19 protein-coding genes are annotated in these 23455 nt (G+C 40.8%); 16 read left to right on the top strand and 3 right to left on the bottom strand.

Annotated elements, in window-relative coordinates:
• From KMHG_RS01625 to KMHG_RS01610, 4 genes are all read left to right on the top strand, one after another.
• Positions 1-1263, top strand: a complete 1263-nt coding sequence (locus tag KMHG_RS01625; protein WP_010286263.1) for a competence/damage-inducible protein A — start codon at positions 1-3, stop codon at positions 1261-1263.
• A gap of 160 nt (positions 1264-1423) precedes the next feature.
• On the top strand, positions 1424-2491 hold the full coding sequence (recA, locus tag KMHG_RS01620) for a recombinase RecA (protein ID WP_010286262.1): 1068 nt from the start codon (positions 1424-1426) through the stop codon (positions 2489-2491).
• A gap of 290 nt (positions 2492-2781) precedes the next feature.
• A complete protein-coding gene (rny, locus tag KMHG_RS01615; RefSeq protein WP_026021969.1) occupies positions 2782-4335 on the top strand; it encodes a ribonuclease Y in 1554 nt (517 codons plus the stop codon).
• A gap of 107 nt (positions 4336-4442) precedes the next feature.
• Complete coding sequence (locus tag KMHG_RS01610) at positions 4443-5240, top strand: TIGR00282 family metallophosphoesterase (protein ID WP_010286260.1); 798 nt, start codon at positions 4443-4445, stop codon at positions 5238-5240.
• Between the two features lie 52 nt (positions 5241-5292).
• On the opposite strand, the gene KMHG_RS01605 is transcribed toward KMHG_RS01610, so the two are convergent.
• The gene (locus tag KMHG_RS01605) at positions 5293-5505 is read right to left on the bottom strand and encodes a hypothetical protein (protein ID WP_010286259.1); all 213 of its coding nucleotides are present in this window, start codon (positions 5503-5505) and stop codon (positions 5293-5295) included.
• A 315-nt stretch (positions 5506-5820) separates the two neighbouring features.
• On the opposite strand from KMHG_RS01605, the gene KMHG_RS01600 reads away from it, so the two are divergent.
• Complete coding sequence (locus KMHG_RS01600; RefSeq protein WP_010286257.1) at positions 5821-7581, top strand: 2-oxoacid:acceptor oxidoreductase subunit alpha; 1761 nt, start codon at positions 5821-5823, stop codon at positions 7579-7581.
• The gene (locus tag KMHG_RS01595; RefSeq protein WP_010286255.1) at positions 7568-8434 is read left to right on the top strand and encodes a 2-oxoacid:ferredoxin oxidoreductase subunit beta; all 867 of its coding nucleotides are present in this window, start codon (positions 7568-7570) and stop codon (positions 8432-8434) included. Before KMHG_RS01600 ends, KMHG_RS01595 begins: the two co-directional genes overlap by 14 nt.
• A gap of 41 nt (positions 8435-8475) precedes the next feature.
• On the opposite strand, the gene KMHG_RS01590 is transcribed toward KMHG_RS01595, so the two are convergent.
• Positions 8476-9285: a LysR family transcriptional regulator gene (locus KMHG_RS01590; protein WP_010286253.1), complete on the bottom strand. Its 810-nt coding sequence runs from the start codon at positions 9283-9285 to the stop codon at positions 8476-8478.
• Positions 9286-9393: 108 nt separating this feature from the next.
• On the opposite strand from KMHG_RS01590, the gene KMHG_RS01585 reads away from it, so the two are divergent.
• The 5 genes from KMHG_RS01585 (at position 9394) to KMHG_RS01565 (ending at position 14763) form a co-directional block, all read left to right on the top strand.
• Positions 9394-10326, top strand: a complete 933-nt coding sequence (locus tag KMHG_RS01585; RefSeq protein WP_010286251.1) for a TDT family transporter — start codon at positions 9394-9396, stop codon at positions 10324-10326.
• Between the two features lie 107 nt (positions 10327-10433).
• Complete coding sequence (locus tag KMHG_RS01580) at positions 10434-11786, top strand: AMP-binding protein (RefSeq protein ID WP_010286249.1); 1353 nt, start codon at positions 10434-10436, stop codon at positions 11784-11786.
• A gap of 64 nt (positions 11787-11850) precedes the next feature.
• The gene (miaB, locus tag KMHG_RS01575) at positions 11851-13368 is read left to right on the top strand and encodes a tRNA (N6-isopentenyl adenosine(37)-C2)-methylthiotransferase MiaB (RefSeq protein WP_010286246.1); all 1518 of its coding nucleotides are present in this window, start codon (positions 11851-11853) and stop codon (positions 13366-13368) included.
• Positions 13368-13718: a YlbF/YmcA family competence regulator gene (locus KMHG_RS01570; protein WP_010286243.1), complete on the top strand. Its 351-nt coding sequence runs from the start codon at positions 13368-13370 to the stop codon at positions 13716-13718. Before miaB ends, KMHG_RS01570 begins: the two co-directional genes overlap by 1 nt.
• A gap of 295 nt (positions 13719-14013) precedes the next feature.
• The gene (locus tag KMHG_RS01565) at positions 14014-14763 is read left to right on the top strand and encodes an alpha/beta fold hydrolase (protein WP_010286241.1); all 750 of its coding nucleotides are present in this window, start codon (positions 14014-14016) and stop codon (positions 14761-14763) included.
• A 55-nt stretch (positions 14764-14818) separates the two neighbouring features.
• Here KMHG_RS01565 and KMHG_RS01560 read toward each other — a convergent pair whose 3' ends face one another.
• A complete protein-coding gene (locus KMHG_RS01560) occupies positions 14819-15181 on the bottom strand; it encodes a DUF423 domain-containing protein (protein ID WP_010286239.1) in 363 nt (120 codons plus the stop codon).
• A 111-nt stretch (positions 15182-15292) separates the two neighbouring features.
• Between KMHG_RS01560 and mutS the strand changes: the two genes are divergently transcribed.
• From mutS to miaA, 5 genes are read left to right on the top strand one after another with little or no spacing between them, the layout of a single operon-like run.
• Complete coding sequence (gene mutS, locus KMHG_RS01555) at positions 15293-17962, top strand: DNA mismatch repair protein MutS (RefSeq protein ID WP_010286237.1); 2670 nt, start codon at positions 15293-15295, stop codon at positions 17960-17962.
• A 22-nt stretch (positions 17963-17984) separates the two neighbouring features.
• On the top strand, positions 17985-19913 hold the full coding sequence (gene mutL, locus KMHG_RS01550) for a DNA mismatch repair endonuclease MutL (RefSeq protein ID WP_010286236.1): 1929 nt from the start codon (positions 17985-17987) through the stop codon (positions 19911-19913).
• Positions 19914-19932: 19 nt separating this feature from the next.
• The gene (locus KMHG_RS01545) at positions 19933-21585 is read left to right on the top strand and encodes a glycerol-3-phosphate dehydrogenase/oxidase (RefSeq protein ID WP_010286234.1); all 1653 of its coding nucleotides are present in this window, start codon (positions 19933-19935) and stop codon (positions 21583-21585) included.
• Positions 21578-22507 carry an alpha/beta hydrolase gene (locus KMHG_RS01540; RefSeq protein ID WP_010286231.1) on the top strand — a complete coding sequence of 310 codons (930 nt, stop codon included), beginning with the start codon at positions 21578-21580 and terminating at the stop codon, positions 22505-22507. Before KMHG_RS01545 ends, KMHG_RS01540 begins: the two co-directional genes overlap by 8 nt.
• Entirely contained in the window at positions 22497-23411 is a 915-nt protein-coding gene (gene miaA / locus KMHG_RS01535) for a tRNA (adenosine(37)-N6)-dimethylallyltransferase MiaA (RefSeq protein WP_010286229.1), read from the top strand. The genes KMHG_RS01540 and miaA overlap by 11 nt, the downstream gene beginning before the upstream one ends.
• The last annotated feature ends 44 nt before the right edge of the window (positions 23412-23455 follow it).

Genomic DNA, 23455 nt, shown 5'->3' with positions numbered 1-23455 from the left:
ATGAACGCAGAAATTATAGCAGTAGGGTCTGAGTTATTACTCGGCCAAATTAATAATACGAATGCACGATTTATTTCAAGCCAGCTATCGGAGCTTGGCATTTCTATTTACCACCATACCGTTGTAGGGGACAACGTAGGTCGTTTATTAGAAGCGATTCGCATTGCAGAGTCACGCGCCGATTTAATTATATTTAGCGGTGGTTTAGGACCAACGAAAGATGATTTAACGAAAGAAACGATTGCGAATCATTTAGGCGTTCCATTAGAATACGATGCCATTGCGATAGATAGTATCGAATCATTTTTTGCACGTCGTAATCGTCCGATGACAGAAAACAATAAAAAACAAGCGCTCGTGTTAGCGGGTTGTGACGTTTTACCGAATCATCACGGAATGGCGCCAGGGATGTTTTATGAAAAAGATGGTCGTCACTACATTTTATTACCAGGTCCACCGAGCGAGTTAGAACCGATGTTTCAATATGAAGCGAAACCGCGCTTAGCGTCACTTGTTACAGAAGGCGCGCAAATTATTTCTCACGTGTTACGTTTTTACGGTATCGGTGAGTCAGCGCTTGAAGTAGAAGTGGAAGATTTGCTAGATTTGACGAATCCGACTGTCGCACCACTGGCAGGAGACGGTGAAGTGACATTACGTATTACAGCACAAGCACACGACGAAGCGGCGGCAAAAGCACTGATGCAATCGGTAATAGAAGATATTTTATCGCGCGTCGGGAAATATTGTTACGGCACGAACGATGACTCCCTTTCTTCTAAGTTAACACGTATGTTAATCGACAATGAATTAACGATTGCGGCAGCAGAAAGTCTAACGGCAGGGCTATTTATGGCAGAGCTTGCGAAAAATAGCGGTGTCGGTGCAGCATTACAAGGAGGCGCTGTCGTCTATAACGAACATATGAAAGTAAAACAACTCGGCATTGATCGTGCGTATTTAGATAAATATACAGTCGTCAGCAAAGAATGTGCAGAAGCGATGGCGATTGCTGTTGCGGAGAAATATGAGGCAGATATTGGCGTTGGCTTAACAGGTGCAGCTGGGCCGGATGCACACGATGGTAGTCCGGCAGGTACGATTTGGATCGGTATTAAATTTCATGAACATGTACGTTCATATGAACTGAACTTAGGAAAAAAACGTAACGTAAACCGTCTTATTACCGTTAAAAATGCGCTCTATCGCATCATTCAATTACTCGATGAATGTGGATATGAGAAATTGAAAAATAACGGTTAAAACGAGGTCGTTTCGTTTGAATCTCGATGAAAAAGACCCTATAATTACAGAACAGTAGAAAAAAAAGCGAATAAATGTTCGCTTTTTTCTTGAGAAATTGTCTGATTTGCAGTATAGTATTTATAGACACAACAGTGAGTGTAATGAAGGAGGAAATACATTGAACGATCGTAAAGCGGCCTTAGATATGGCATTAAAACAAATTGAAAAACAATTTGGTAAAGGTTCAGTAATGAAATTAGGAGAACAAGCGGATCGCAAAGTATCAACGTCTTCAAGTGGTTCTTTAACACTTGATATGGCACTTGGAGTAGGCGGTTATCCGAAAGGCCGTATTATTGAAGTATATGGTCCAGAGTCTTCAGGTAAAACAACCGTTGCACTACATGCAATCGCAGAAGTACAAAAAAATGGTGGCCAAGCAGCGTTTATCGATGCAGAGCATGCGCTTGATCCAGCATACGCACAAAAATTAGGTGTTAATATTGATGAATTACTACTATCTCAACCAGATACAGGTGAACAAGCACTTGAAATCGCTGAAGCATTAGTACGTAGTGGTGCCATCGACATTATCATCATTGACTCAGTAGCAGCATTAGTACCGAAAGCCGAAATCGAAGGCGAAATGGGTGACTCTCATATGGGTCTTCAAGCTCGTTTAATGTCTCAAGCATTACGTAAACTTTCTGGTATCATTAATAAATCAAACTGTATCGCTATTTTCATTAACCAAATTCGTGAAAAAATCGGTGTAATGTTCGGTAACCCTGAAACAACAACAGGTGGCCGTGCGTTAAAATTCTACTCTTCAATCCGTTTAGAAGTACGCCGTGCTGAAACAATTAAACAAGGTAGTGAAATGGTCGGTAACCGTACGAAAATCAAAGTCGTGAAAAACAAAGTGGCACCACCATTTAAAGTAGCAGAAGTTGATATTATGTACGGTCAAGGTATTTCTTACGTCGGTGAAGTTGTCGACCTTGGTGTAGAAAAAGAAATCGTCCAAAAATCAGGTTCTTGGTTCGCTTATGGCGATGAACGTTTAGGTCAAGGCCGTGAAAATGCGAAACAATTCTTACTAGATAACCCTAAAATTTGTGAAGAAATCGCACAAAAAATCCGCGCTGCAGCAGGTATTGCAGGGGATGAATTTGAAGTTGCTGAAGAGGAAGACGAAAAAATGGATCCAGAATTAGCAGCAGAATTAGGCCTAGACAAAGCATAATTTGGCAAATTTATGAGTAGAGCTGTCCTGTAAGGTAAAACTTATAGGGCAGCTCTCTCTTTATGGAAAAATAAGCAAAAAGTCATTTGGTTTTTATGATAAAAAAATAGTTATCGAACAGAAAGAAAAGAATATCCAAATACTGTGAATCCTTGACAGTCCTTTTTTTCATCTATACAATGAAATTGTATTATTTCTCAACTGAAATGAAATAGGCAGTATATTGCACAATGTAATGTATAGCCGACTGAAAATGTTTTTTTAAAATAGCAAGAGGAGGTGTTCGAATGATGGAAATCATAATCTCCGCTTTGCTTGGACTCATCGTCGGTGCCGCTGTTATCTATTTCGCCATGAAAAAAGTGAATGATTCAAAAGTGTCAGGTGCTAAGAGCTCCGCAGAAATGATTATCGAAGATGGTAAGAGAGAAGCGGAAGCACTGAAGAAAGAAGCACTGTTAGAAGCAAAAGATGAAACTCACAAACTTCGAACAGAAGCAGAAAATGAAATCCGTGATCGTCGTTCTGAATTACAAAAACAAGAAAATCGCTTGTTAATGCGTGAAGAAAACTTAGATCGTAAGGATGAATCTCTGAATAATCGGGAAACGGCTTTAGAACGCAAAGAAGCGTCTCTAGCTGAAAGACAACAGCATATTGAACAGATGGAAAGCAAAGTGGAAGAGCTTGTTGCTAAACAAAGCACGGAACTTGAACGCATTTCAGCTTTAACGCGTGATGAAGCAAAAGACATTATTCTAAAAGACGTTGAAACTGAATTGACGACTGATATCGCCGTCATGACGAAAGAAGCTGAACAAGGCGCGAAAGAAACGGCTGATAAAAAAGCACGCGAAATTTTATCATTAGCAATTCAACGCTTTGCTGCTGACCACGTGGCTGAAACGACTGTTTCTGTCGTGAACTTACCGAACGACGAAATGAAAGGTCGTATTATCGGTCGTGAAGGTCGTAATATCCGAACACTCGAAACACTTACTGGTATCGATTTAATTATCGATGATACGCCAGAAGCCGTTATTTTATCTGGTTTTGATCCAATCCGTCGTGAAACAGCACGTCTTGCACTTGAAAAATTAGTACAAGATGGCCGTATTCACCCAGCACGTATTGAAGAAATGGTCGAAAAATCTCGTCGTGAAATCGATGAGCAAATTCGCGAAACAGGTGAACAAACGACGTTCGAGCTTGGTATTCACAATCTACACCCAGACTTAATGAAAATTTTAGGTCGTATGAAATATCGTACAAGTTATGGCCAAAACGTCTTAAAGCACTCAATCGAAGTCGCACACTTAACAGGCTTACTTGCTGCTGAACTTGGAGAAGATGTCATGCTCGCAAAACGTGCAGGTCTTCTACACGATATCGGTAAAGCAATTGACCACGAAGTTGAAGGCTCACACGTTGAAATTGGTGTTGAACTTGCAACGAAATATAAAGAGCATCCAGTTGTTATTAACAGTATCGCTTCTCACCACGGTGACACAGAAGCAACGTCTGTTATTGCTGTACTTGTTGCTGCAGCCGATGCATTATCAGCTGCACGTCCAGGTGCTCGTAGTGAAACGTTAGAAAATTATATTCGTCGCCTTGAAAAACTGGAAGAAATTTCAGAGTCTTATGAAGGTGTCGAAAAATCATACGCAATTCAAGCAGGTCGTGAAATCCGTATTATCGTTCGTCCGGACGCTGTCGATGATTTAGCTTCACACCGTTTAGCGAGAGATATTCGCAAACGTATTGAAGATGAACTTGATTACCCAGGACATATTAAAGTAACGGTAATCCGCGAAACACGCGCTGTCGAATACGCGAAATAAATGAAAGAGGTCGTCGCTTCGTGCGCGGCCTCTTTTTTTCGTGCGCTACTTAAATGACGTGAAGTGTGGTAAAGTAAACGTAACTTGTAATATAAGGAGCATATATAATGAAAGTTTTATTTATCGGTGACATCGTAGGAGATATCGGTTTAGATGCAGTAGCGCACTATTTACCAAAATTAAAACGTAAATACGACATTGACGTCGTTATTGCGAATGCAGAAAACGCAGCGAAAGGACGCGGTTTAACACGTCGCATTTATCAAGATTTATTAATGATGGGTGTCGATGTGATGACGATGGGTAACCATACGTGGGATCAACGCGAAATTTTCGATTTTATTGATGATGCAGACTACTTAGTGCGCCCTGCAAACTTCTCTGAAGAAGCACCAGGTAAAGGGATGACAACAGTAGAGAAAAACGGTAAAACGTTATCAGTGATCAATTTACACGGCCGTGTATTTTTACCAGCACATGACGATCCATTTAAAGTCGGCAAACAATTAGTGGCAGAAGCGAAAGAAATTTCACCACTTGTATTCGTCGATTTTCATGCAGAAACAACGAGTGAAAAAATTGCACTCGGTTGGCATTTAGCAGGAGAAGCATCTTGTGTGGTCGGTACGCATACACACGTGCAAACAGCAGACGCACGCATTTTACCAGGTGGCACAGCTTATATTACGGATGTCGGTATGACAGGCCCTTACAACGAAGTATTAGGCATGAAAAAAGAGAGCGTTTTATATCGTTTCCAAACAAATATGCCAGTACGCTTTGAAGTACCGTTGAAAGGCGACGCTGTACTAAGCGGTTTCTTCGTTGAATTAGACGATCAAACAGGTAAAGCGTTACAATTTGAACGCATTTACATTAATCCAGACAATCCATTCAAAGGATAATTGTCGATAAAAAAGAGGCCGTTCCATATCGGAACGAGCCTCTTTTTTTGCCTTAAGATACTGCAGGGCGTTTTGTTTTAGGACGTTTGAACAGTATATTGAATCTCCATAGGAACAATAATACGAAGAAGAAGAATGGAAGCATAACCCCTTGACCAATGAAGATGCGCAGTGCATAAGCGTTATCTGGGCTCCACGTTGCGACCATATAAGCAGTTAATGAGACAACAAACATTGTAATCGGAATCCATAAAAGTTTCATCATAACTGGTGCTATTGCGACGCTCGCAATAGCTTTCACCTCGATTCATAAGTTGTTTTCATGTATATCCTATCCAACTTCTTCTTTTCACATCCTTTGTTTAGTTTCTATAATTCCCTTTTTAGCATTTTTAAACACATAAAAAGCATAAAAAGTTAGAATATTAAGTTTTATTTCGATATTCAATCCTAAATTTTCCGTCAAAGGTCTGAAATTCGCTGATTTCAATGATTTACAATAGTTTCTAAAGTAGCTTCGTGATAAACTTATGAAGGACAAAAATATATAAAATACCCTGCTTTAAGGAGATGTTTAATCATGTTACATCAACTTTCATGGAAAGTCGGTGGGCAACAAGGGGAAGGGATCGAATCAACTGGTGAGATTTTCTCAACAGCGATGAATCGTCTAGGTTATCACCTATACGGTTACCGTCATTTCTCTTCTCGTATTAAAGGTGGCCATACGAACAATAAAATTAACGTACGCACAACTGCGGTGCATACGATTCCAGACGATAACGATATTCTTGTTGCATTTGACCAAGAAACAATCGACGTTAACTATAAAGAATTACATGCAGATGGCGTCATTTTAGCCGATGCAAAATTCAAACCGGTAAAACCGGAAGACTGTGAAGCAACGATGTATATCGTACCTTTCACAGCAACAGCAAAAGAACTAGGTACAACATTAATGAAAAACATGGTCGCAATCGGTGCGACAGCTGCATTAATGAACTTAGAAGATACAGTATTCCAAAGCGTTGTCGACGAAATCTTTGGCCGTAAAGGTGAAGAAGTCGTTGCTAACAACATGGAAGCAATCGCACAAGGGCACAAAATCATGCACGATTTATTAGCGGAAGCTGGCAAAGAAGAAGGGCAATTCGAGCTTGCAGCAGGCGATGGTAAACATCGTTTATTCATGATCGGTAATGAAGCGATTGCATTAGGTGCACTTGCGGCAGGCTCTCGTGTGATGAGTGCTTACCCAATTACACCTGCTTCAGAAATTATGGAGTACTTAACGAAAAAAATGCCAAAAGTCGGCGGCGTCGTTGTTCAAACAGAAGACGAAATCGCAGCTGTCACAATGGCAATCGGTGCTTCATACGGTGGTGCACGTGCATTTACGGCATCAGCTGGTCCTGGTTTGTCACTAATGATGGAAGGTCTTGGTTTAGCTGGTATGACAGAAACACCACTCGTTGTCGTTGATACGCAACGTGGTGGCCCATCAACTGGTTTACCAACAAAACAAGAACAATCAGATTTATTCGCAATGCTTTACGGTACACATGGTGAAATTCCGAAAGTAATTATCGCACCATCTACAGGTGAAGAAGCATTTTACGATACAATTCAAGCGTTTAACATCGCTGATCAATTACAATTACCGGTTATTTTACTATCTGACTTACAACTATCACTTGGTAAGCAAACAGTAGAACCATTTGATTACAGCAAAGTATCAATTAAACGCGGTAAATTAAACTTAGGAGAACTTCCTGAGCTTGAAGAAAAAGCATACTTCAAACGTTATGAAGTAACAGAAGACGGTGTATCACCACGTGTCGTACCAGGTCAACAATACGGTATTCACCACGTAACAGGTGTTGAACACTCTGAAATCGGTACACCTTCTGAAGCGCCAGCAAATCGCTTAGCGCAAATGGACAAACGTTTCCGTAAATTAAACTACGTCGAATTTGAAACACCTGTTTACACAGATGCGCCAAATGACGAAGCAGACGTATTAATCGTCGGTTTCGGTTCGACACGTGGGGCGATTGAAGAAATTCGTCCAGTATTAGACGAACAAGGCATTCGTGCGAACCATGCCCACATTCGTTTAATTCACCCATTCCCAGTGGAAGAACTAAAAGCATTAACTGACAAAGCGAAAAAGGTTGTTGTCGTTGAAAACAATGCGACAGGTCAACTTGCGAGCATTATGAAAATGAACATGGGTATCCACGACAAAATTGTGAGCCTAACAAAATATGATGGTACACCATTCTTACCGAACGAACTGTTAGGTCGCGTAAAGGAGTTGCTAACAGATGGTAACATTTAAAGATTTCCGTAATACAATTAAACCAAACTGGTGTCCAGGGTGCGGTGATTTCTCGGTACAAGCATCGATTCAACGTGCAGCAGCAAACTTAGAACTACAACCGCATGAACTTGCGGTCGTATCAGGTATCGGTTGCTCAGGTCGTCTATCAGGCTATATTAATGCTTACGGCTTACACGGTATTCACGGTCGTGCGTTACCAATCGCACAAGGACTTAAACTTGCGAACCGTGACTTAAACGTTATCGCCACTGGTGGTGACGGTGATGGTTTCGCTATCGGTATGGGTCATACAATTCACTCAATCCGTCGTAACATCGACGTGACATATATCGTCATGGATAACCAAATTTACGGTTTAACGAAAGGTCAAACGTCTCCACGTTCTGCTGCTGGTTTCATTACGAAATCAACACCAGGTGGCGCAATTGAGCCATCGTTAAAACCACTTGAAGTGGCACTTTCTGCAGGTGCGACATTCGTGGCACAAGGCTTCTCAACAGACTTAAAAGAACTGACAGCGATGATCGAAGCAGGTATGAAACATAAAGGCTTCTCATTCATCAACGTATTCTCACCATGTGTAACATACAACAAAGTAAACACATACGATTGGTTCAAAGAAAACTTAACAAAATTAGCAGATATCGAAGGCTATGACAATTCAAACCGTGAGCAAGCGATGCAAACGGTGATGGAACATGAAGGTCTTGTAACAGGTATCATTTATCAAGATACAGAAACAACTTCTTATCAAGATAAAGCAATCGGCTATTCAGAAGAAGCATTAACATATGCGGACCTTGAACTAGGCGAAGATAAACTTGACGAGTTAATGAAAGAATTTATGTAAGACGAAAAAAAGGCATTGCGCATTATTAGCGCAGTGCCTTTTTATATGCTTGAAAACGCTTGTACGATAGCGTTGTATACATCGGCTGTTTGTGGTGGTAAGTCTTCGCGTGACAATACGTAAAGCGTTCGCAAATAACGTTCAGAAAGCTTCTCTGTCGGAATGGACGTTGGTAATCCTTTTTTCGATAAAATCGTTTTACCAAAACCTTGTTTCAACAACTCGACGATTACTTCATTGCTATTTAAATAAATAAATTGCACGTTCATATTATGTTCAGCAATGTACAACTCATTAAAAAAATGAACGCCGGAATCGGTTTCGCGCATGAGCCAATACGGACTATCAACATTACCTGCTAATACGAGTTCATCAGTCGTTAATGCTGTTTTTTGAAGCGGATAAGTGTCGATCGGTTTTTCAATCAGTCCAATGTCGACGTGGTGTTGTTTAACGCCTTCTACGACTTCAGCAGAGTTGTAGAGCGATAATTTAAAATCGACCGCCGGAAATTGTGCGACGAGCGATGGGAAAGTTTGCGGGAAATAATGAATGGCAATCGTATTCGAACAAGCGATATGACAACGCGTGCGTGGTTCTTCGTGAAGTGCCTCAACTGTTTGATTGAAATCATCAACAGCTTTTAAAGCATATTGATAAAACGTATGCGCAGCTTCTGTCGGCACGATACTTTTTGGCCCCTTTCGAATAAAAAAATGCGTTTGCAATTGTTGTTCGAGTTGCTTAATGCGTGTAGAAATCGTCGGCTGTGAAATGAACAACAACTCTGATGCTTTCGTAAAATTACGTTGTTCATATACTTTAATGAATATCTTTAAATGTTCTAGCATGTATGCACCTCTTAATTATTGGCTTTTCCAATAATTATAATTTAAATGATGTATTTTTCAAATGAAAGAAAAACTTATATACTAAAGGCAACGAGAAAGGATTGAACGATGATGAAAGAAAAAATTCAATGTTTACCATTGCCTATCGGAGGCGTTGTACTCGCTCTCTTTTCATTTGCTAAATTATTATTATCAATAAATATGACGACCGTTAGTTACGTGATGATTGCCGTCGGTAGTGTCATTGTTATAGGATTAATATTAAAAATCGTCTTGGCACCTGAGGCCATTTTAAACGATATGTACAATGCGATGATCGTGGCAGTCATGCCAACGTGGACGATGGCCTTCATGGTGTTAAGTAGTTTATGGATGACACACACGTTTTGGGAAGTCATTTGGTATGCAGCGATGTTCGCCCATTTTGCACTGATGATTTACTTTACGTACCGCTTCGTCGTCAAAGTAGAAGTGCATTTAAAAGATGTTTATCCAAGTTGGTTCATTATGTATATCGGAATGGGCGTCATGCCGCTTACAGCAGGAGACCGTTTATCGATGCTGATGACCTTTGTGACGTGGGCTTGTATTGGCTTTGCGCTACTATTCATTCCGCTATTATTCAAGCGAATAGCGACATATGGGTTACCGACGCCAACACGTCCGCTAATGGGTATTTTAGCAGCACCAGCCTCGCTCATTACAGCAGGTTATATCGCCCATGCTTCAGCACCAAAAGCGGTGGTCGTCATAATCGGTATTACGTGTGCACAACTATTGTACGGCTACGTTTTAACACAACTACCGAACATTTTAAAACTACCATTTTTCCCAACGTACGCGGCATTAACATTTCCATTCGTCATTAGTGCGACAGCGTTAATGAATGTTTTGTCGTATTTAGAAGTGACGAATGTCGTGGCACAATTACTCGTCAGCGTAGAAATATTCATTGCCTTTGCACTTGTGACGTATGTAACGATTCGTTACGGGGTGCATATGTACAAGCAAATGCGTGCGACATCAATGGCAAGTGTATAACGTCAAAACTGAAATCTTTCGGGGTTTCAGTTTTTTTATATAGATAAAAGTATGAAAATTAAGAAAATTGACTTAAAATGTACATATTGAATGAATGGGGGATTCGTATGTTTTTTGAAATTGAAGCTTCAAATAAAATAGCCGTACAAAAAGCGACGGCTAGTTATACATATGCTGATTTAGCTGCAGATGCTGCACATATCGTCAGCATGTTAACATTGCCGCAAAAAGGACTTGTCGGCATCGTTTGCCGCAATGATTATAAAACGATTGTCCATTACGTGGCAGCGTTACAAGCAGGGCATGCGGTCATGTTATTAAACGATGGAATAGAGGCAGATGTGTTAGCACAAATCGTCGACCGATACGCACCTGCATTTTTACTCGGAGCAGTGAGCCATGATGCATACGATGAAATTACGGAGCAATTTTGGAAAAAACGCGTTTTACCGACATACGATGTGCATCCGCAGTTAGCGTTACTATTGAGTACATCTGGGACGACGGGTAGTCCGAAATATGTGCGCTTATCGTATCAAAATATACAAGCAAACGCGGAATCAATTGTCGACTATTTACAAATAACAGACGAAGATCGTCCCGTTATTAATTTACCGCTATCGTATTCATACGGTATTTCGATTGTAAACAGTCACTTGCAAGTCGGGGCGACGATGTTACTAACGACAAAAAGTGTGAAACTACCGTCATTTTGGTATTTTTTAAAAGAGTTCGAAGGTACATCAATTGCAGGTGTGCCGTTCACGTATCAAATGTTGAATCGCCTTGGCTTTTTTGATATGTCACTGCCATCGTTAAAAGTGATGACACAAGCGGGCGGTCATTTAGATACGTATTTAGTCGATAAATTTAATCAATATGCGATGCAAACGAATCGTCGTTTTTATGTGATGTACGGTCAAACTGAAGCATCTCCACGTATCGCGTATGTGCCGTATGACAGACTAGCGGACAAAATTGGGACGATTGGTGTTCCTATACCAGGTGGTCGATTTGAAGTGGCGGAAAATGGGGAATTAATTTACTACGGTAAAAATGTCATGATGGGTTATGCGTTAGGTGCAGAAGATTTAGCAAAAGATGATGAGTACGGAGGTCGTTTGGCGACAGGCGATGTTGCGACGATTGATGACGAAGGATATGCGACGCTTATCGGACGGTTGAAAAGTTTTATTAAAATTAAAGGATTGCGTATCAATTTACATGACGTGGAAAAAACGATTGCGCAAAAATTCGGTGTAACTGTGGCATGTGTCGGCAATGATACGCAACTCGTTGCCGTCGTCGTCGGTGCGAATGAATTCGTCATTCAACAGTTTTTAACACAGCGCTACACATTACATGACAGCCAAGTCGCCGTTTATAGCGTAGAGGAATTGCCTCATTTGCATACAGGGAAGCTTGACTACAAAGCGATGCAACAGGCGTACTTGACTTAAATCGTTTCCAAACGCCCACGAATTCCGTATAATAAGAAGGATGATTTGAGGGGGAATATAAACGATGAACGAAGAACAACGTAAATTGAACGATCAGGCGAAGCCGTTCAAACCACTACAACCGACGAAAGACTATAGCGCGTATTTTCAAGCACCTTCATTAAAAGATGCGAAAAAGCGCGGTAAAGAAGAAGTCGAGTACGAAAAATTTAATATCAACCCACAGTTTGAAGGTATGGGGAATGGTCGTAAATTTTTAATCCGTACGTTCGGTTGCCAAATGAATGTCCACGATACAGAAGTAATGGCTGGTATTTTTGAAAGTTTAGGTTATGAAGCGACAGAAGACGTGAACGAAGCAAACGTCATTTTATTAAATACGTGTGCGATCCGTGAAAATGCAGAAAACCGCGTATTCGGTGAACTTGGTCACTTAAAACCATTGAAAACGAAAAATCCAGATTTACTATTAGGTGTTTGTGGCTGTATGTCACAAGAAGAAGCGGTCGTGAATAAAATTTTGAAAACGTACGATCAAGTCGATATTATTTTCGGTACGCATAACATTCATAAACTACCAGACATTTTACACGAAGCGTATATGTCGAAAGAAATGGTCGTTGACGTTTGGTCTAAAGAAGGCGATGTCATTGAAAATATGCCGAAAGTACGTAACGGTGGCACAAAAGCTTGGGTAAACATTATGTATGGTTGCGATAAGTTCTGTACGTACTGTATCGTACCGTATACACGTGGTAAAGAACGTAGCCGCTTACCACAAGACATTATCCAAGAAGTACGTGAACTAGCAGCACAAGGCTATCAAGAGATTACATTGCTCGGTCAAAACGTTAACGCCTACGGTAAAGATTTAGACATGGATTACGGTCTAGGTCACTTAATGGACGAACTACGTAAAATCGACGTGCCACGTATTCGCTTTACGACGAGTCACCCACGCGATTTCGATGATTATTTAATCGAAGTATTAGCGAAAAAAGGTAACTTAGTTGAACATATTCACTTACCAGTACAATCTGGTTCATCAAGTATGTTAAAAATTATGGCGCGTAAGTATACACGCGAGCGTTATTTAGAATTAGTTGCTAAAATTAAGAAGGCGATTCCAGATGTTGCTTTAACAACAGATATTATCGTCGGTTTCCCGAACGAAACAGAAGAACAATTCGAAGAAACGTTATCACTATATCGTGAAGTTGGCTTCGAAATGGCGTTCACATACATTTACTCACCACGTGAAGGTACGCCAGCTGCGAAAATGCAAGATAACGTGCCGATGGATGTGAAAAAAGATCGTCTGCAACGTTTAAATGCGGTCGTATCGGAATATAGCGCGAAATCACTTGAAGGCTATGAAGGTAAAATTGTAGAAGTATTAGTCGACGGTGAAAGTAAACGTAATAAAGACGTGTTAGCAGGTTATACACGTCGCAATAAACTCGTCAATTTCCGCGCACCGAAAGAGGTTATTGGCAAACTCGTGAAAGTACGTGTTACAGATGTCAAAACGTACTCTTTAAACGGTGAATTTATCGGAGTTGTCGAAAAGGTGGAGGTTTAATGCCCGAATTTTCGAAAGAAGATATTTTACGTAAAGCGCGTCAAATCGCAGAGATGATGAATGAGACGGAAGAAGTGACGTTTTTTAAACGCGCAGAAGCACAGCTTGATCGTAATCAAAAAGTGCAACAAAAAATTGCGCAAATTAAGCAGTTACAAAAGCAAGCAGTCAATTTACAACACTACGGTAAATATAGTGCACAACATGACATAGAAGCGCAAATTGATGCGTTGCAAGCAGAAATCGACAATATGCCGATTGTCGATCAATTTAAATCAGCAAAAGTTGAAGTAAATGACTTACTCCAACTCGTGACGAAAACGATGAATGATCGTTTAACGAAAGAATAGTAAGAAAACGTGGATCGTTTAGAACGGTTCGCGTTTTTTTTGCGCAAAACAACCTTTTATTTACTAATGCTGAAAAAATATGTATTTTATATGAAAAATTAAGCGTGGTAAATGAGGAGTTTTTAAATAAAATTAGAAGAAATCGTGCTTGATTTCACTATTTACTAATGAATTTTGATATATTATAGTATGGTTGCGTTATGCAATTTAGAATACAAAATTACCCGAGTTAGTTTTTATTAAAATTAAAGTAGGGAATACAAAAGCATATAGGAAGTTTGAAGGGAGCTATGCTATGTTACATTATACACGACAAGGAACAGGCGCACCGCTTGTTCTCATCCATGGTTTTTTAGGAAGCACAGCAATTTTTGACCGCGTGATTGGACCACTTTCACAAAGTTTTGACGTCATTGCTGTAGACCTACCAGGACATGGTGAAAGCGTAATGGAAAAAGAAGCGTACACAGTATACGATTATGCACAAGAAATCGTAAACGTGTTAAAAGAAGAAGGTATCGAGGAAGCAACTTGGGTTGGCCATTCTCTAGGTGGTTACATCACACTTGCAGCACTTGAAAAACAATTAATGCCAATTACGAAAGCGGTATTAGCTTACTCTTCTCCAGCTGCCGACAGCGAGCTTACAAAATCAAAACGCAATGACCAACAAGCAATCATTACAAAACAAGGTGTAGAACACTATGTGGATTACACAATTACAAAATTCTTCAAAAAAGATGCAAAACCAGGCGATGTGGAATTTGCAAAATCAATCGCAAATGGTGCCACTAAAGAAGGCTTAGTAGCGGCGCTTGAAGCAATGAAACAACGTCCAAACCAACAACAATTATTAGATACAACTGAAACACCGATTTTAGTTATTGAAGGTAAAGAAGATACAATCGTTGAGCCTGTCGAAACAGACAACTTATACGTTGAAATGATGTTAACAAACACAGGTCACCTTGGTATGTTAGAAGAACCAAAAGACTTTGTAAACTTAATTGCTGACTTCGAAGAAGAATACGCAGACGCTGAATAATTAGCGCAATAAAAAAAGAGGAAATGCCAAACGTGCATTTCCTCTTTTTTATGTATTATGCGACGCCAATCGCTACACAAAGCCAACCGACAATCATGCAAAGGCCACCAATTGGTGTAATGGCCCCTAATTTTTTAATACCTGTTAGCGTTAAAACGTATAAACTACCTGAGAATAAAATAATACCGATTAACATAAGCGTACTTGCTGTTGCAAAAATAGTTTGTGAACCAAATAGCACGTCTGTTTGTAAAATGCCAATCGCTATTAAGGCAAGCGCATGATACATTTGATATTTTACGGCTGTGTCCCACGTTTCGGCATAGTTTGTGCCTACAAAGCGCGCTTTTAATGCGTGCGCGCCAAATGCGCCAAGAATGACGGCAATCATTGCGATAATACTTCCTGTTAGTAACATATGTACACCCCCTTTTTCCATCCATTATCATAACACGTATTTCTTTTTTCCAAAGCTAACTTTGATATAATAGAGAGACAATGAACGTAGAAGTGAGGTTTATGAAACATTATGGCATACACACCGATGATGCAACAATATTTGAACATTAAACAAGATTATAAAGACGCTTTTTTATTTTTCCGATTAGGCGATTTTTATGAGCTATTTTTTGATGATGCGACACGTGCATCACAAATTTTAGAAATTACATTAACAGGGAAAGATGCAGGGGTGGCAGAGCGCATTCCGATGTGTGGCGTACCGCATCATTCTGCGCAAGGCTACATTGAAACGCTCGTGCAAAAAGGTTATAAAGTAGCCATCTGTGAGCAAACAGAAGATCCACGTCAGGCGAAAGGTGTCGTGCGCCGTGAAGTCGTACAAGTCGTGACGCCAGGGACGCTGATGGAAGGGAAAGCATTAGATGGTAAAACGAATTTATTTATCGCTTCTGCTGAAAAAATCGGTGCACGCTATAGCTTTAGTTATTTAGATATTTCAACAGGTGAAGCAACGGTCACATACGTTGATGGTGATAACGATGACTTACTCCAAAAATTACAATCGCTCGGTATTCGTGAACTTGTCGTATCCGATGCTTTCTTTGATGAGTTAACAGAACTTGCAGACGTCTATTCAATCGTCTTATCAATTGAAGAATCATTAATGGATGCCGAAAATTGTGCGCATTATACGGCACAAGCACCAGAAGAACTGCACCGCACGATTCAACGTTTGCTGCGCTACATTGAGCGTACACAAATGCGTTCACTCGCACATATCCAACCGTTTACGTATCAACAAGTAGAGCAATATTTAAATATCGACACGCATTCAAAAAGAAATTTAGAGTTGATTCAATCACTTCGCGGTGGCGACCAAAAAGGCACGTTATTATGGTTGTTAGATGAAACAGTGACAGCGATGGGTGGTCGTAAATTAAAACAATGGCTACATCAACCGCTTGCAGACCGACAGGCGATTGAAAAACGTCTTGCGGTCGTTACGGCGTTGTTAGAAGAATATTTTTTACGCGTCGAACTACAAGAGTTATTTACGAACGTATATGACTTAGAACGTCTTGTCGGTCGCGTATCGTTCGGTTCAGTCGGTGGTCGTGACTTAGCGCAACTACGCGACTCACTGCGCCAACTGCCAAACATTCAACAGCAACTGTTAGATTCTGGACGAGACAATTTAATCGCACTCGGTGAAGCACTTGATTTATGTACCGATATTGAACAATTTTTAAGCAGCGCAATTACAGATAATCCACCGATTTCTATTAAAGAAGGCGACGTCATTCGCGAAGGCTATAACGCGCGTTTAGATGAACTACGCGATGCGTCACGTAACGGCAAAGACTGGATTGCACAATTAGAACAAAAAGAACGCGAACGTACAGGTATTAAAAACTTAAAAATCGGTTACAACCGCGTATTCGGCTACTACATTGAAATTACGAAATCGAACATTCATTTAGCAGACCTTTCTCGCTATGAGCGTAAACAAACGTTAACGAATTCGGAACGTTACATTTCAGCTGAATTAAAAGAAAAAGAAGAACTGATTTTAACAGCGCAAGAAGAAAGCTCTGTTTTAGAATATAAATTGTTTACAGAAATTCGTGAGACGATGAAACAATATATCCATCGCTTACAAACGATTGCCTCACAAATTAGTGAGTTAGACGTTTATGCGGCATTCGCAACGGTGTCTGAAAAATATCGTTTCGTGAAACCGACATTCCATGAAAGTCGCGCATTGAAAATTGTGAACGGTCGTCACCCTGTCGTTGAAAAAATGTTAAATAAATCAACATATGTACCAAACGACTGTGTTTTAAATGAAAATGAAAATATGATGCTTATTACAGGGCCAAATATGTCTGGTAAATCGACGTATATGCGCCAAGTTGCCCTCATTACGGTAATGGCACAAATGGGTTGCTACGTACCAGCAGACGAAGCGGTGTTACCGATTACCGATCAAATTTTCACACGTATCGGTGCGGCAGACGATTTAGCAGGTGGTCAGTCAACATTTATGGTCGAAATGTTAGAGTCACAACATGCGATTACGAACGCGACAGAACGCAGCTTATTGCTATTTGATGAAATTGGCCGCGGTACGTCAACGTATGACGGTATGAGTTTAGCGCAAGCGATGATGGAATACATTCATGACCACATCGGTGCGAATACATTATTCTCAACACACTACCATGAGTTAACGGCGCTTGAAGAACAGCTATCTCATTTACGCAACGTTCACGTATCGGCGACGGAGCAAGATGGACGTGTCGTCTTTTTACATAAAGTAAAAGAAGGCCCTGCAGATAAGTCATACGGTATTCACGTGGCGAAACTCGCAGATTTACCACCTGAAATTATTGAACGTGCACACGTACTGCTACAACATTTCGAATCACAAGCAGATGGCGACGTACAAATCGTTGAAAAACGTGTTGAAGTACCAGTTGAAAAAATTGTTGAGAAAGTCATTGAAGTGCCAGTTGAGAAAGTCGTCGAAAAAATTGTCGAAGTGCCGGTTGAAAAATTAGTGGAAGTACCACAAACGATTGCAGAACCAGTCGCACAGTTATCGCTATTTGAAGAACAAACGGCAGAAGAACTTGCGGTTATTGATGAATTGCGCGGGTTAAATATTTCCGGTACGACACCGATGGACGCACTTCAACTCGTGTATCGTTTACAACAACAATTACTGAAAAAATAACTATAAAGGAAGTGCATCCGATATGGGTCAAATTCATATTATGGATGAGTTTTTATCGAATAAAATCGCAGCGGGGGAAGTCGTCGAACGACCATCTTCTGTCGTCAAAGAACTTGTCGAAAATGCGATTGATGCGGGCAGTACGTCTGTTGAAGTCATTTTAGAAGAAGCGGGTTTGATGTCGATTCAAGTGATTGATAATGGGAGTGGTATGGACGAAGACGATGCGCTCATTTCGTTCCAACGTCATGCGACGAGTAAAATTACGAATGAGCACGATTTGTTCCGCATTCGCACACTTGGGTTCCGCGGTGAAGCGCTCGCATCGATTGCGTCTGTTTCAAAAGTAACGCTGGCGACGTCAAACGGTGAACGTGGCGTCGAAGTATATTTAGAAGGTGGGCACGTCGTATCGAAACGTCCGGGGCCATTACGTCGTGGCACAGACATTACGGTGTCGCAACTGTTTTACAATACACCGGCACGGTTGAAATATATGAAAACGATTCAGACGGAACTAGGGCATACGATTGATTTAATGAACCGTTTAGCGCTATGCTATCCCAATATCGCCTTTAAATTGACGCACGGTGCACATGAACTATTGAAAACGAATGGTCGTGGCGATTTGCGTCAAGTGTTAGCTGCGATTTATGGATTGGCGAACGCGAAAAAAATGGTACCTTTTGAAGGGGAAACACAAGATTATAAAATTAAAGGGTATGCGACGATTCCTGAAATTACGCGTGCTTCTAAAAATTATATGTCTGTTTTTGTCAATGGCCGTTGGGTGCGCCATTTTACAGTGCAAAAAGCGATCATTGATGCGTATCATACGTACTTGCCAATCGGACGTTTTCCAATTGCCGTCATTCATATCGAAGGCGATCCATTTTTAACCGATGTCAATGTGCATCCGTCAAAACAGCAAATTCGTTTGAGTAAAGAAGGCGATTTAATGAAACTCATTGAATCGTCGTTACACAAATCGATTCGTCAGTCGATGCAAGCACCAGAAGTGATGAAAAAGCCGAAAAAGCAAACGCCTCAAAGCGATCAAATTAACTTTTGGAAAGGGTTAGATTACGAGCGTACACCGATGGAACAGTTTGGTGATAAACCAAGACCGAAGCCAACGATGCCGCCAGCAAATCAACCTTTTACGACTCCGGTAGAAGCATCACCACAATCAAAATTACGTTATGAATTGAATGAACCGAGCACATCAGGTTTTAGCGAGCCTGAAACATGGGAACAGATAAGAGAACGTGAAAATGTCGATATGCCAGCGATTGAAGAGGCGACAATGGAACCAACACGCGAAACGTTCGAATCTGCTGTAGAAGTGCCAGAAGAACCGAAAGAAATTTTTCCGGAAGTCGATATTATCGGCCAAATCCACGGAACGTATATTATTGCGCAAAGTGAAGATGGTTTTTATTTAATCGATCAACACGCGGCACAAGAACGGATTAAATATGAGTATTTTAAAGAAATGGTCGGTGAAGTAAATGCGGGTGAGCGCCAAGCATTGTTACTGCCATTAACGTTCCACTATTCAGCAGATGAAGCATTGCATTTACACGAATATATGGATGCGTTAAATGAAGTCGGCGTTTATTTAGAAGATTTCGGTCAGCATTCGTTTATCGTACGCGACCATCCGACATGGTTCCCAAAAGGGATGGAACAAGAAATTATTGAATCGCTCATCGAGCAAGTCCTTCACGAACGCAAGACGGATATTAAAAAATTGCGTGAAGCGGCAGCGATTATGATGAGTTGTAAAAAGTCGATAAAAGCAAATCATTATTTAGATAAACAGCAAATGACGCGTTTGCTTGTCGACTTGAAAAAATGTGAAAATCCATTTACGTGTCCGCATGGTCGTCCGGTTGTCGTTCATTTTAGAACGTATGAAATTGAAAAAATGTTTAAACGTGTTATGTAAATTTGAAGGGAGAGATTTCATGTTTTCAGCTAAAAAGCGTCAAGAAACAATCGAAACACTCGAAAAATATTCATTTGACTTACTCGTTATTGGTGGCGGGATTACAGGAGCTGGTATTGCGTTAGACGCAGTGTCACGTGGTTTTTCTGTAGCATTAGTAGAAATGCAAGACTTTGCAGCAGGGACATCTAGTCGTTCTACGAAGCTTGTACATGGTGGTTTACGTTATTTAAAACAACTACAAGTCGATGTCGTTGCGGAAACAGGTCGTGAACGTGCAATCGTTTATGAAAATGGTCCACATATTACGACGCCACTTGGCATGCTACTACCATTTTACAAAGGTGGTACGTTCGGACCGCTTACGACATCTATCGGCTTAAAAGTGTATGATACGCTAGCGCAAGTGAAAAAAGATGAGCGCCGCGTCATGTTATCACCAGATGAAACATTATCAAAAGAACCATTACTAAAAGAAGACGGCTTAAAAGGTGGCGGTCAGTACGTCGAATACCGTACAGATGACGCGCGTTTAACGATTGAAACGATGAAAAAAGCCGTTGAACTTGGTGCGATTTGTTTAAATTACGCATCGATGCAACAGTTTATTTATAAAAAGAAAAAAGTAGCGGGCGCGCTCGTGAAAGATGAAATTAGTGGCAAAACGTTTGAAATCGAGGCGTTATCTGTTATTAATGCGACAGGTCCATGGACAGATAAAGTGCGTGAAAAAGACGTTATTTCGAATAATAAAAAATTACGTATGACAAAAGGTGTTCATATCGTCATCGACCAATCGGTGTTCCCATTACAGCAATCGGTATATTTTGATGCGCCAGATGGCCGTATGATTTTTGCGATTCCACGCGATGGCAAAGCGTATATTGGTACAACCGATACGTTTTACGATTTAGATCCAGTGAAGCCTGTCGCAGAACAAGCAGACATTACGTACATTTTAGATACGGTTCATTATATGTTCCCAGATGTACATGTGACGCAAAAAGATGTGGAATCTTGTTGGGCTGGTGTACGACCATTGATTTATGAAGACGGGAAAGACCCTTCTGAAATTTCGCGTAAAGATGAAATTTGGGAAGCACCGACAGGCTTGTTAACGATTGCAGGTGGTAAATTAACAGGTTACCGTCATATGGCTGAAGAAATCGTTGACCGTCTTGCGAAGCGTAAACCGTTTAAAAAATATGCACCTTGTCAAACGAAACATTTATCACTATCAGGTGCAGAAGGTTTAACGCCTGAAACGTTCCAATCGTTCGTTGATAGCCGCACAATCGACGGAGAAGATTTAGGTTTAACGTTGAAACAAGCGCGCAATCTCGTTGAAAAATATGGAACAAATGTCGAGAAAGTATTCCGTATTGTGGCGACAATGCCTTCAGAAACATACGGTTTACCGAAAGATTTATATGCACAAGTGATGTATGCAATTGAATACGAAAATGCGTATAAACCGTCTGACGTACTCGTACGTCGTACAGGCCGTATGTTCTTCGATATTCAAAGCGTCCACGACTATAAAGATGCAGTGCTTGATTTAATGGCAGCGACGTTACAATATAGCACTGCTGAGAAAGAACGTTACCGCAAAGAAATTGAAGAGTTATTATATGATGCCGCGCGCTTTGCGAAGGAAGGCACGTATGCATAACGAACAACTCATTTTGCAAGCGCCGGATGGTTATCAAATCGCCGCTGCTATTTATTTACCTGAGCAAACACCGCGTGGCTACTTACACATTTGTCATGGTATGTCTGAATATCATCAACGGTATGACCATTTCGCACGCTTTATTGCCGAACAAGGGTATGCTGTCGGTTTGCATTCACATCGAGGTCATGGCGACAATGCACATTTAAATGGTACGCCACTCGGATACTACGGCCCGGAAGAAGGTTTCCATAAAGTTGTAACAGACGTCGATTTTGTCATACAGCATTTGCGACAGACGTATCAGTTGCCGAAACCGACATTACTCGGGCATAGTATGGGGTCCATCGTTGTGCGCCGCTATATCGAACTATATAGCGAGCATGTACAAAGTGTCATTATTATGGGAACGTTAGCGCATTCGGCAATCCATCAAATCGGTGCCGTCGTTGCGAAAACAATGGCGAAACGTTACGGTGGAGATGCGGTTGCATCGTTCATCGATCGTCTTAGTTTTTCAGGGAATAACCGCAAAATTAAGTCGCCGCGTACGCCAAAAGATTGGCTGTCACGCGACGCAGCGCAAGTGGATCGCTATTTGGACGACCCGTATTGTAACTACACATCGACGTATCAATTTTATGCTGACTTTATGGAAGGTTTTGAATTAGCTTCAAGGCCGTCAGAAATCGCGAAAATCCGTAAAGATTTGTCGATTTTATGTATAAGTGGCAGCGCAGATCCGATCGGTAGTTATGGGAAAGGTGTTTGGAAAGTTGCCCGTACGTATTATACGGCAGGTATTTCAAATGTTACCGTTCATTTATTCGATGACATGCGCCATGAAATTTTAAATGAAACGAACAATGATGTAATTTATCATACGATTTTACAATGGCTGGAGAAAAAGAATGAGAACTAAAAACTATGATGTAATTGCGATTGTCGGTCCTACGGCAGTCGGTAAAACAGCGTTAAGCATCGAGCTTGCGAAGCAACTAGATGGTGAAATTATTAATGGTGACTCGATGCAAGTGTACCGCGATTTAAATATCGGTACGGCCAAAATTACACCGGAAGAAATGGACGGTGTACCACATCACTTACTCGATATTTTAGAACCGACGGACAGTTTTTCTGTAGCAGATTATCAACGTGTCGTTCGAGAAAAAATTAACGACATTCAATCTCGTGGGAAAATGCCGATTATCGTTGGGGGTACAGGATTATACGTACAAGCGGTATTATATGACTTCCGTTTTACCGATGAAAAAATTGATACGACAGTACGTGACGCTTACTATGCAGAGCTTGAAAAAGTAGGCCCAGAAGCGATGCACGCACGTCTTGCAGCAGTTGATCCGGAAACGGCAAAAACAATTCATCCGAACAATACACGTCGTGTCATTCGTGCCCTTGAAATGGCCGAGCATTCAGATGTGAAAAAATCGAATGAAGCGCAACATCAAGGTGAAAAAGCGATGTACAATCATTTAATTATCGGTTTAAATATGGACCGTGACATATTATATGAGCGTATTAATAAACGCGTCGATATGATGCTAGCGCAAGGATTAGTCGATGAAGTACGTAGTTTGTATGATCGTGGCATTCGCGACGTGCAATCAATTCGTGCGATTGGCTATAAAGAGCTTTATGATTATTTCGATGGACGCGTTGATTTTGATGTCGCAATCGAAAACTTAAAGCAAAATTCACGTCGCTACGCAAAGCGTCAGTTAACGTATTTCCGCAATAAAATGGACATTACGTGGTACGATGCTTTTTCTGCAAAAGAGCAAGTGATTGCGGATATTTTTCAATAAATGGGGTATAACTAGAGGAGATACAAACTTTTAGGGATATGAGG

Source organism: Kurthia massiliensis (assembly GCF_000285555.1).
Taxonomy (GTDB): Bacteria; Bacillota; Bacilli; order Bacillales_A; family Planococcaceae; genus Kurthia; species Kurthia massiliensis.
This window is presented reverse-complemented; position numbering and strand designations above follow the sequence as displayed.

Bases quoted from the DNA above. Each gene is read 5' to 3' on its own strand.
- KMHG_RS01625 (WP_010286263.1), top strand. From the start codon at position 1: ATGAACGCAGAAATTATAGCAGTAGGGTCTGAGTTATTACTCGGCCAA.
- rny (WP_026021969.1), top strand. From the start codon at position 2,782: ATGGAAATCATAATCTCCGCTTTGCTTGGACTCATCGTCGGTGCCGCT.
- KMHG_RS01610 (WP_010286260.1), top strand. From the start codon at position 4,443: ATGAAAGTTTTATTTATCGGTGACATCGTAGGAGATATCGGTTTAGAT.
- KMHG_RS01605 (WP_010286259.1), bottom strand. From the start codon at position 5,505: ATGATGAAACTTTTATGGATTCCGATTACAATGTTTGTTGTCTCATTA.
- KMHG_RS01600 (WP_010286257.1), top strand. From the start codon at position 5,821: ATGTTACATCAACTTTCATGGAAAGTCGGTGGGCAACAAGGGGAAGGG.
- KMHG_RS01595 (WP_010286255.1), top strand. From the start codon at position 7,568: ATGGTAACATTTAAAGATTTCCGTAATACAATTAAACCAAACTGGTGT.
- KMHG_RS01590 (WP_010286253.1), bottom strand. From the start codon at position 9,285: ATGCTAGAACATTTAAAGATATTCATTAAAGTATATGAACAACGTAAT.
- KMHG_RS01585 (WP_010286251.1), top strand. From the start codon at position 9,394: ATGATGAAAGAAAAAATTCAATGTTTACCATTGCCTATCGGAGGCGTT.
- KMHG_RS01580 (WP_010286249.1), top strand. From the start codon at position 10,434: ATGTTTTTTGAAATTGAAGCTTCAAATAAAATAGCCGTACAAAAAGCG.
- miaB (WP_010286246.1), top strand. From the start codon at position 11,851: ATGAACGAAGAACAACGTAAATTGAACGATCAGGCGAAGCCGTTCAAA.
- KMHG_RS01570 (WP_010286243.1), top strand. From the start codon at position 13,368: ATGCCCGAATTTTCGAAAGAAGATATTTTACGTAAAGCGCGTCAAATC.
- KMHG_RS01565 (WP_010286241.1), top strand. From the start codon at position 14,014: ATGTTACATTATACACGACAAGGAACAGGCGCACCGCTTGTTCTCATC.
- KMHG_RS01560 (WP_010286239.1), bottom strand. From the start codon at position 15,181: ATGTTACTAACAGGAAGTATTATCGCAATGATTGCCGTCATTCTTGGC.
- mutS (WP_010286237.1), top strand. From the start codon at position 15,293: ATGGCATACACACCGATGATGCAACAATATTTGAACATTAAACAAGAT.
- mutL (WP_010286236.1), top strand. From the start codon at position 17,985: ATGGGTCAAATTCATATTATGGATGAGTTTTTATCGAATAAAATCGCA.
- KMHG_RS01545 (WP_010286234.1), top strand. From the start codon at position 19,933: ATGTTTTCAGCTAAAAAGCGTCAAGAAACAATCGAAACACTCGAAAAA.
- KMHG_RS01540 (WP_010286231.1), top strand. From the start codon at position 21,578: ATGCATAACGAACAACTCATTTTGCAAGCGCCGGATGGTTATCAAATC.
- miaA (WP_010286229.1), top strand. From the start codon at position 22,497: ATGAGAACTAAAAACTATGATGTAATTGCGATTGTCGGTCCTACGGCA.